This window comes from Candidatus Infernicultor aquiphilus (assembly GCF_002784285.1).
GTDB lineage: Bacteria > Atribacterota > Phoenicimicrobiia > Phoenicimicrobiales > Phoenicimicrobiaceae > Infernicultor > Infernicultor aquiphilus.
The window spans coordinates 1-3,339 of sequence record NZ_PFKO01000317.1 but is presented as its reverse complement, the minus strand read 5'-3'; the positions used below and the strand labels follow the sequence as shown (position 1 = coordinate 3,339).

The 3,339-nt window shown below is 34.8% G+C and carries 4 protein-coding genes; 1 reads left to right on the top strand and 3 read right to left on the bottom strand.

Annotated elements, in window-relative coordinates:
* The first annotated feature begins 2 nt into the window (after positions 1-2).
* On the top strand, positions 3-134 hold the full coding sequence (locus COZ07_RS08865) for a DUF3160 domain-containing protein (protein WP_406608205.1): 132 nt from the start codon (positions 3-5) through the stop codon (positions 132-134).
* Between the two features lie 145 nt (positions 135-279).
* Here the strand turns inward: COZ07_RS08865 and COZ07_RS08860 are convergent, their stop codons facing one another.
* The 3 genes from COZ07_RS08860 to COZ07_RS08850 form a co-directional block, all read right to left on the bottom strand.
* Positions 280-456: a YHS domain-containing protein gene (locus tag COZ07_RS08860; protein WP_406608204.1), complete on the bottom strand. Its 177-nt coding sequence runs from the start codon at positions 454-456 to the stop codon at positions 280-282.
* 169 nt (positions 457-625) lie between these two features.
* Positions 626-1,162: a hypothetical protein gene (locus tag COZ07_RS08855; RefSeq protein ID WP_406608203.1), complete on the bottom strand. Its 537-nt coding sequence runs from the start codon at positions 1,160-1,162 to the stop codon at positions 626-628.
* A 91-nt stretch (positions 1,163-1,253) separates the two neighbouring features.
* Positions 1,254-3,339: PLAT/LH2 domain-containing protein (locus tag COZ07_RS08850; protein ID WP_406608202.1), on the bottom strand; the 2,086-nt coding region annotated here is incomplete at its 5' end.

Genomic DNA, 3,339 nt, shown 5'->3' with positions numbered 1-3,339 from the left:
GAGTGGGACCAACTTTCAGTTATTATGAATTTAAACAATCCATGGAAAATAGATTGACTGACGAGGAATGGAGAAAAATATTAGATTCCCATCCTCCGCCCGAACCAGAGTGGACCTCTACTTTTTCAGAATGATCAAGACAGCTCATTTAAAAGCATGCTTCGTAGCCTTAAAAAATTCTAAAAGTCCTTTGTGGTTTAACAAAGGACTTTTAGAATAATATTCTCTCTATTTGCTTTATATAATTTTAAGTACTATTAGTTATTAAATTTTAGATTATTAATTCCAATCTTCTTCTTCTTCTTTTTCTTCTTTTTCTAAATATTCTTCCGGGTCACTTTCAAATTCATCTTGGCAGTCTTGCGAACAAAAACTATAATGTTTCCCTTCATGTTCAGTGCCATATTTTTCTTTCTTTATATCCATTCCGCATACAGCACATTGTATTTTAGCCATTTTTTCACCTCCTTACTTAACTAAATTTTTCGATTTTATATTATATCATAAATAAAGCATTTTTTAGTATTTTTTTTAAAAAATATTTTTAAAAATTTTACTAATGCATGGAACGGTTCTCTGTGTCATTTACAAATCAATAAATTAGAAATTGAAAGGAACAATTCTTTTATTGATTAATCTTAATAGAACGGACTATTTTTATTATATCATTCAGATATTTTCCAAATTCTGCTTCTTGGGTATTAAAGCTAAAAGAATAAAATAAATCTCCGATAATTGAATCATAGCGAATAAATTTAAGTGTATCTTTTCCGAATTTCATGGTATACAAAGTCCGCTGAGCAGGATATCCGGAAAGTTTATCCGGAACAGACTCTAAAAAAACGGCACCTGCTTCTTTCAGGGTATCCATATTCACAGAATATAGTTCGGCAAGAGTATATTCTTTTCCAAATAAGGGTGTTGCTCGAAACATCAGGGTTCCGTTAGAATCAGGAAGATAAATCATTACTCCTCTTTCTTGGGAAGAATAGTTAATCCAATTCTCCGGATAAAATAAAGAGATATCCATATAGGCATACTGATAATGATAAAAAACAAACCCTTCCGGTATTTCGGTAGTTTCTTTATCTTGGGCACTAACTAAAAAACATAAACTAAAGATTACGACAGTCACTAAAGCAAGAAAAATATATTTCTTCATATTTTATATCTCTCCTAATATATTTAATTTAATTAGTATCAAGAGGACGGTTACCCCCAGACATCCGTCCCCTTGATAATCTTTCAATTCATTACTCCAAATTAAAAGTTTTATCGGTATTATCATTCCATAATACTTTATCTAACCAAGTATTTGGCCGAGAATGCCAGGTGGTATTAGTTTCTAAATTTTCTACCCAGATTTCATTGATATGCCATCCTGGCCCTAAACCACTATTATCATGTTTGATTTGAATCTTAATAATCTTGCCCAAATCAGAACATTCTATAATAATATTATCTTTATCTCCTCTTTCGAAAGTTCCAACATGACTAGCTAGGCGAGGAGGGTCTGATTTGGAGTATACTGTAAACCATTGGGAATTCATATTGTTTTCTCCAAATAATTTAATCTGTATTTCTGCATCTGTACCAGCCAAATCTCTATCGCTCGTATTTATACTTATCCTATAATGGCTTTTCAGCTTGTTAATAAGTATATCTGGCAAATCATTTTTAAAAGTATCAAGCTTCGGGTCAAGATCATGAACTTTAGGATCTGTTAAATTAGGAGGTTCTCCAACATTATAACAATCAAACCGAAAACGTCCTCCTCCACCACAATCCTCACCTACATTAACGGGACCAGGGAGATCTACTAACATTACTTTGTTATCACATATATCACAAGAAGGGTAAAGAGCATGTTTACCTTCCGAGGCATAAATAACTAGTCGGCCGTCTTCATTAAACTGCAGCTCTCCACAAAACACTTCACTATGATCATATTCTTTAGGAGGCCAAGTTGCAACGTCACCCTTATTACATGTTCTATATGAGGCATTCCAAACTGCATGATGAGCATCGGGATCCCCATGCGAAGAAGTAAAAACCCAATCCAATTTCAAAGTATTACTATCTATTACCTTCCAGGCCATAAATACACGTTCATGATCTCCTGGGTGACTGGTCCAAATGTCAAAATTAACACCCCCATAACTTTGTCTACCATAATCCTGGCTCCAAGTAACTACATAACGGAAAATAATATATTTAGGTAAATTAGCTGAATTAAAGGTTGTTGAAGTAGAAAAAGGGTCATAGGGATGTACTCTTATATAGTTTGCCACATAGTCACTATCTTGATGTTGCAACCAGGGCTCTTCTTCATCAAGTTCAATATAAGGATTAATATATTCTATTGCTTTATCTTCCCATTGTTGTTGTATTCCATCACCATCTAAATCAATTTCAGAGCCCTTTTCAGTTTCGCTCACAAAAATTGGTAGGTTACTAGTAAGAGTTCTTCCATTATTAGTTAAAGATAGTACGTACTCGACATTATCTTCTACTGTTTCTTCTTGTGGATAAAATTTTCCCTGAGTTTGATAATCTGGTGGCTCATCGGTAGATAACCATTGGTCAGGGAAAAAAGTCCATTCTTTATTAATTTCCTCATTAGATACCTGAATTTCATCGACATACCAACCAGGGAAGTTACCAGAATTATCATGTCTTATAATAATATAATCAAGGTTTTCTATATTTATTGCAGTGACCGAGAAAATATTAGTATCTCCTATCTCAAAATCATTAACTCCCGGATCATCCAATAAAATCTCACCACTATCATGGCCATCTTTATCATATATAGTGATATAGACATTTGCATCAGTTCCTGCCGCAATTCGGGTTCCGGTAGTTATTTCAATCCGATAATTAACTTCCCCTATATTATCATTTTCACCATTGCCTGGTTCGGTTACTTCAATGCTTACTGATTCGCTATCCTCTCCACCCCTACCATCACTCACTGTACAGCTAATGTTATAAGTGCCGGCAGTATCGGGGGCGTTCCAGTTTAAAGATGAACTCTCTTCTTGAATAATCTCTCCATTTACTGACCAGCTAAAAGTAAAAGTCTCTGTATCCTGATCACTGGCACTACAGGTAATGGTTACAGCTTGATTTACTTCTACAGAATTTTGACTGGCATCAAGTGAGGAAATTACCGGGGGATTATTATCCGGTCCTCCCTCGTTATCGATAGAGGCATTCACTTCTAACTGATAATCTCCTTCTCCTGAAGAAAGAGATACCTTGATATACCAGGTACCGGTGGAGTCAGCTACATAGTCTAGGATTTTAATCTCTCTCTGGGTGATAGAAGAGCCTCGA

Coding starts and splice junctions, on each gene's coding strand:
- COZ07_RS08860 (WP_406608204.1), bottom strand. CDS start 456: ATGGCTAAAATACAATGTGCTGTATGCGGAATGGATATAAAGAAAGAA.
- COZ07_RS08855 (WP_406608203.1), bottom strand. CDS start 1,162: ATGAAGAAATATATTTTTCTTGCTTTAGTGACTGTCGTAATCTTTAGT.